Source organism: uncultured Campylobacter sp. (assembly GCF_938045405.1).
Classification (GTDB): Bacteria; Campylobacterota; Campylobacteria; order Campylobacterales; family Campylobacteraceae; genus Campylobacter_B.
This window is the reverse complement of record NZ_CALIMW010000093.1, coordinates 1-1,306: the sequence shown is the minus strand read 5'-3', so window position 1 is coordinate 1,306 and position 1,306 is coordinate 1. Positions and strand designations below refer to the sequence as shown.

Sequence of the window (1,306 nt, the reverse complement as noted above, 5' to 3'; positions counted from 1 at the left end):
TTAATCTAGGGCATGGAATTTTGCCCGACGTAAGCGTGCAAAACGCCAAATATCTGGTGGATCTGGTGCACGAGCTAAGCGCGCGCTAAAACCTGATTTTGCGATAGCCTGCTTGCGGCGCGCCACTGTGAAATTTCATAGAGCCGTAGTTTAAAATTTTGCTAGCCCAGGTTACTTGATTTGCTTCCGCGCGATTTTTTCCGCTGCCCATAAATTTTAAATTTTGCACCGCTTTCACGCCGCTAAAACAGCTCGCGGAACGCAAAGCTTGAAAATTTTAAAATTCTACGCCGTTTTATCGTGGTGGTATCGCTAAATTTTAAAATTTAGCCGAAATTTGAAATTTTATGTTGCTTTTACATCGAGCGAGGCTTAAAATTTTACGCGCTATGTATGCGGCGGCGTAAAAATACCGCAAGCTTGCGAGTTTAAATTTAGCTCGCGCCTTAAATTTATAGCTCTCACGTCCTAGATTTAAGGATAAATTCAAAGCTCTAAGTTTAAAATTTCGCCGTAGTGGGACGGCGCGCGGAAGTGAAATTTGTATAAAGCGGCGCCGAATTTTGGTGCGCGGAAGCAAAATTTAAAGCGCAATTTAAAGCAAAATTCTGCGCGCAAGCAAACTCCCGCAAATCAAACCATGGAGCAAAAATGAGATATATTTTCGGGCCCGTGACCTCGCGTAGGTTCGGGCGCAGCCTCGGCATCGACCTGAGCCCGCAGCGCAAGCAGTGCAACTTCAACTGCGTATATTGCGAGTTGGGCGCGGGCAAGCCGGTAAGCGCGATGAGCGAGCCCTGTGAGATCGGCCCGGTCATCGCTGAGTTGAAAACTGCGCTGCAAAGCCACGCGGGCATTGACGTCATTACGATCACGGCAAACGGCGAGCCTACGCTACATCCGCGCTTTGCAGAGCTCGTGGACGCACTAAAGGCGTTGTGCCTGCCGCAGAAGCTGCTCGTTTTATCAAACGGCTCACTCGTGCGCGAAAACAGCGCTGCTTTAATGAAGCTTGATATTTGCAAATTTTCGCTAGATAGCGTGCTTGCAAAAAGCTTTCGCAAGGTGGACGGCCCGCATGCAGGCATCAGCGCCGAGGATATCGTAAGCGCGATCGCGGATTTCGCGCGTGAGTTTCGCGGCGAGCTTGATATCGAAATCCTAGTCGTGCGCGGGCTAAACGATACGCAGGAGGATTTCGCAGCGCTGAATGCGGCTTTAGCTCGCATCAATCCGCACCGCGTCGATCTCGGCACGATCGATCGCCCGCCCGCATACCGCGTGCAGGGGGTGAGCGAGGCGCAGC

2 protein-coding genes are annotated in these 1,306 nt (G+C 50.8%); one reads left to right on the top strand and one right to left on the bottom strand.

All coding sequences use genetic code 11. From position 1 onward, the window contains the following. Positions 1-85 precede the first annotated feature (85 nt). Positions 86-229 carry a hypothetical protein gene (locus Q0140_RS03395; RefSeq protein ID WP_297961900.1) on the bottom strand — a complete coding sequence of 48 codons (144 nt, stop codon included), beginning with the start codon at positions 227-229 and terminating at the stop codon, positions 86-88. Positions 230-651: 422 nt separating this feature from the next. On the opposite strand from Q0140_RS03395, the gene Q0140_RS03390 reads away from it, so the two are divergent. Then, the coding region (locus tag Q0140_RS03390) for a radical SAM protein (RefSeq protein ID WP_297961898.1) at positions 652-1,306 on the top strand (655 nt) is incomplete at its 3' end.